Source organism: Virgibacillus sp. M23, from assembly GCF_034190895.1.
In the GTDB taxonomy this organism is placed as follows: Bacteria; Bacillota; Bacilli; order Bacillales; family Amphibacillaceae; genus Virgibacillus; species Virgibacillus salarius.
In genome coordinates, this window is sequence record NZ_JAWDHA010000111.1 from 1 (window position 1) to 4,552 (window position 4,552).

Sequence of the window (4,552 nt, forward strand, 5' to 3'; positions counted from 1 at the left end):
CGTTGTAGGTGTTAAATGAAACGCTCAAATCCTTTACTTCTAACAATTTACTCATTTAGAAACACCTACCTTCTTATTTATGCATTTTCGGATCAAACGCATCACGTAATCCATCTCCAATTAAGTTAAATGCAATCATAATGACTGAAATCAGTACTGCTGGGTAGACTAATAGATATGGATATTGTCTGATATTGTCGAATCCAGTATTTATTAGCGTACCTAGAGATGCATCCGGCGGAACCATCCCTAATCCAATAAAGCTTAGAAATGCTTCAAAAAAGATGGCACTAGGTATCGTAAACATCGTATTAATGATAATAATCCCACTAATATTTGGAACTAGATGCTTCCGAATAATTTTTCCATTCGTTGTGCCCAACGTTCGTGCAGCAAGCACAAATTCCTGATTTTTCAGCTTCAACACTTCACCACGGACGATCCGGGCCATTCCAATCCAACCCGTTATCGTCAGAGCGATAATAATCGATATAATACCTGGCTGTAATACGAGAATCATTAATAGAATAACAACAAGATTCGGAATTCCGACTAATATTTCTAGTATTCGTTGCATCACATTGTCGACTCTTCCGCCATAATATGCGGAAATACCACCATATGCGACACCAATTACGAGATCAATCGCCGCCGCAACTAATGCGATAATTAAGGAAACTCGTGTACCTAACCATAATCTTGTCCATTGATCCCGACCAAGCGTGTCGGTGCCTAGCCAGAAATATTGATCGGACATATCCTTGGCTTCATAAACATGATAAGTAGCTTTTACTTCTGCAGAATTATTGCTGCCATCCCCTTCAGACAGCACCTTTATATCAATAAATTCTTCTTGGTTATCATAACGGGATATAGCCTTTTGTGTAGCTTGTTCAACATTATCACCTTTGAATTCATCCTTTAATGTCCCATCAAAACCTAACCATGAAATATTTTCTAAAACGGGGGCATGCGGAGGCATTTTGGCTCGTGATAAGTCTTGATCATCTAAACCATGCTCATTCATACCTGGTCCGATGATACTAAATACAACAATCACAGCCAGCAGAATAACACAAAACATTGCCATTTTATTTTTGAAGAAGGTTCGTCTAGCATCTTGCATAAATGTTCGACTAGGGCCTGATATTTTTTCACTATCATTCTCTTTATCTTTTATAGGTACTAGTAATTCTTTTGGGACCTGATTTTTTTGATGATCTTTCTCCATATTAGCTTTCCCCCCCTGTAAGCCTGATTCTAGGGTCAATTAATACATATAGGAGGTCGATGATTAAGATGATTACTACAAATAAAAATGCGAAAAGTATTGTCGTTCCCATAATTACTGGATAATCATTAACCATAACCGATGTAACAAATTGTTCTCCTATTCCTGGCACAGCGAATATTTTTTCAATAACAAGCGTTCCTGTCATTAAACTCACTGCCATTGGGCCAATCACGGTCACAAGTGGAATAAGTGCATTACGCAAGCCGTGTTTAAAGATAATGCCGACTTCGCTGACACCCTTTGCACGTGCCGTTGTAATAAAGTTAGAACCCATTACTTCGATCATTTCCGTACGCGTAAAACGAGCAGCCGTTGCCATCGGGAATATCATCAAGGCGATCGTTGGTAATATGGTATGTTCAAACGTTCCCCATAATGCGACAGGGAACCAGCCTGTTTCCACGGCAAGGAACCATTGGAGTAGTCCAGCAAATACGAAGGATGGAATAGATGTCCCGAGTACTGCTAATATTGTCGAACTATAGTCAAGAAATCCATTGTGCGATATTGCAGCTATTAAACCGAATAAAATTCCTAGAATTGTTCCTACTAATAATGATTGCGCTCCCAACTGTGCAGATGGGCCTATTCGATCCATTAAAATATTCGTTACAGGTGTATTATCAAACGCAAAGGAAATACCTAGATCTCCCTGTACAAGACCTTTCATATAATTTACGTATTGAACGGGAACCGGGTCATTCAAGCCGTATTTTTCTAATACAATGGCTTTTTGTTCTTCACTCAATTTATCCTCTGCATTAAGCGGACTACCAGGCAACATTTTCATCAGAAAGAATGACACGGTAGCAATAATAAACAGTGTAATTGCCATATACATGACGCGACGTAAAATGTAGCGTAACATGCTTGCACCTCCTAAAATTAAGCTAATGTTCAATATTATGAGAATATATCAATATAAGGGGAAAAAGAGAGTATGCATCATGCAGTGCCTACTCTCTCTTTAAAATTTCTATCTTAACTTAAAATGATGTGCGCTTATTCTACACTTGCCCATTTGTACTCATATGTTGGACCAAATGCGTTCATGTATACGCCATGCATCTTAGGAGATACTAATTGTGCTTTAGCACGTTGATAAACAGGTGCTATTGCAGCATCTTCAAATAAAATCTTTTCTGCTTCCAAGAAATTCTCGTAGCGAGCAGTATTATTAGTAGCTAATTCAGTTGTCGTTTCTTCTACTAATTTGTCATATTCTTTATTTGAATATCCCATTTTATTGTTTCCACCGTCTGTCACCCAAAGGCTCATATATGTGTATGGGTCAAGGTAATCTGGTCCCCAACCAGACAGTTGGATGTCATAATCCATTTTTGTGTCTAGGTCTAAACGTTGTTCACCAGGTACTTGCTTTAGGTTGATTTTTAGGCCATCTAGATTTGACTCTAGTTGATTAACAAGATATTCATTCATTGTTTTAGCCGTTTCTGTATCACCAGATAGGAATTCAAGCTCAATGGAATCTTTACCTAATTCTTTTAGACCTTTTTTCCAGTATTCTTTTGCTGCTTCTGGATCATACGTAATATGATCTCCACTTACTTCGCGGAAGTCTTTTTCACCTTCTGGCATTTGAACAAAGTTTTCGGGAATTAAACCATTTGCAACGACAGAACCATTGTTAAGAATAACATCAACTAATGATTGCTTATCGAATGCTCTACTTAGTGCAGCACGAATATTTGTATTAGCTAAAGCTTCATTTCTTGTTTCATTAAATTTTAGATACCATACTGACATTTCTGGAGAAACATTGTAATCTTCGTGTGTAGCATATTGGTCAACCAAATCTGAAGATAAGTCAGCACGATCTACTGTACCTTTTTCATATAGGTCCACTGCTGTTTGTGGGTCTTTAACAACCTCATATGTCAATTTATCTAGTTGTACTGTATCCGCATCCCAGTAACTTTCATTCTTTTCTAGATCCCAAGAACTGCTTGTGCTAGTCCAATTTTTCAATACAAATGGACCGTTTGATAATACTGTCTCAGAACTTGTAGCATATTTATCACCTTGTTCTTCAACGAACTTTTCATTTAATGGTAAGAACGTACCGAACGTTGTGAGTGATTCAAAATATGGAGTTGGGTTTTCAAGCTCAACTACTAATGTATAATCATCTTTAGCAGTAACTCCTAACTCGTCTACAGCAGCATCTCCACTACTAACGGCTTCAGCGTTTTTAATAACACCGCTCATCATGTAAGGACCATACTCTGAACCAGTTTCAGGGTTAACCGCACGTTGCCATGCATAAACAAAGTCATTTGCAGTAACTGGGTCCCCATTTTCCCATTTAGCATCTTCACGTAGTGTAAAAGTCCAAGTTAGACCATCGTCACTTACTTTATGTTCTTTTGCGATACCTTCTGTAGGTTCGCCATTTTTATCTAAGCGATATAGTCCTTCCATAGTAGAACCTAAGAACTGGAAAGAGAACTCATCTGTTGCCATGGAAGAATCCATTGTAGAGATTGTTCCACTTTGTAATAGATTAAGTGTATTATCGCCACTACTTTCACTTGTACCAGAATCTTTACTTTTTGATCCTTCAGTACTATTGTCATCGCCACCGCAGGCTGCTAAAAAAACACTTAGTACGATACCAAGTGCAACCAATAATGACCATTTCTTCATACTAATATCCTCCCTTAGATGTCCCTTTTTTCTGAATATTTTAGTATTTTTCGCTACTAAGAATTCGGTTACAGTTAAAAATTATATAACTTTTAGACAAGTTTGAAAAGGCTTTTTACCTAAAACAGTTTATTTTAATTATTCCTACATTTCTTAATTTATAAAACTTCGTTATTACTAAAATGTCGTTTAATCCTGATTTCATGCATGTTTTCGTCATTTTTCTACAAAGTTTTCATATTCAAAATTTTAGGATATTTGGTTTAAAATACAAGTAATTTTCAGTCAAAAGAATGACGTTTTAAGAACTATTTAAAAATAGGTAACTGAATTAATTTTCATTTTTTAATATCCTTATTGAAATCCGATTCATCTAGAAGTGTTATAAAAATCAAAAAAGCTACTAAAATTAAGAAAAACCTGAGCAAAATTCGCTCAGTCCTTATCACTAAATGCTCAGATTCACGCTTCCTCTAGTAGCTATTATGGAATAATAGCTACTGCTTGACCACCACTCCGGCTGCCCACTTCCCTTTCCGTGGGGTTTGTCCTTCAGCTAACTTTTTTAGCAAAACCCGCTCAAAAAAGTGG

General features: G+C 37.0%; 3 protein-coding genes. All 3 read right to left on the minus strand.

What is annotated here, in order from left to right:
- Nucleotides 1–73: 73 nt before the first annotated feature.
- The 3 genes from opp3C to RVS70_RS21380 all read right to left on the minus strand — a co-directional run bounded on the left by opp3C (nt 74) and on the right by RVS70_RS21380 (nt 3,961).
- The gene (gene opp3C, locus RVS70_RS21370; RefSeq protein WP_121605799.1) at nt 74–1,231 is read right to left on the minus strand and encodes an oligopeptide ABC transporter permease; all 1,158 of its coding nucleotides are present in this window, start codon (nt 1,229–1,231) and stop codon (nt 74–76) included.
- 1 nt (nt 1,232) lies between these two features.
- A complete protein-coding gene (gene opp3b / locus RVS70_RS21375) occupies nt 1,233–2,162 on the minus strand; it encodes an oligopeptide ABC transporter permease (protein ID WP_166531005.1) in 930 nt (309 codons plus the stop codon).
- A 134-nt stretch (nt 2,163–2,296) separates the two neighbouring features.
- A complete protein-coding gene (locus RVS70_RS21380; protein ID WP_034679422.1) occupies nt 2,297–3,961 on the minus strand; it encodes a peptide ABC transporter substrate-binding protein in 1,665 nt (554 codons plus the stop codon).
- Nucleotides 3,962–4,552: the final 591 nt, after the last annotated feature.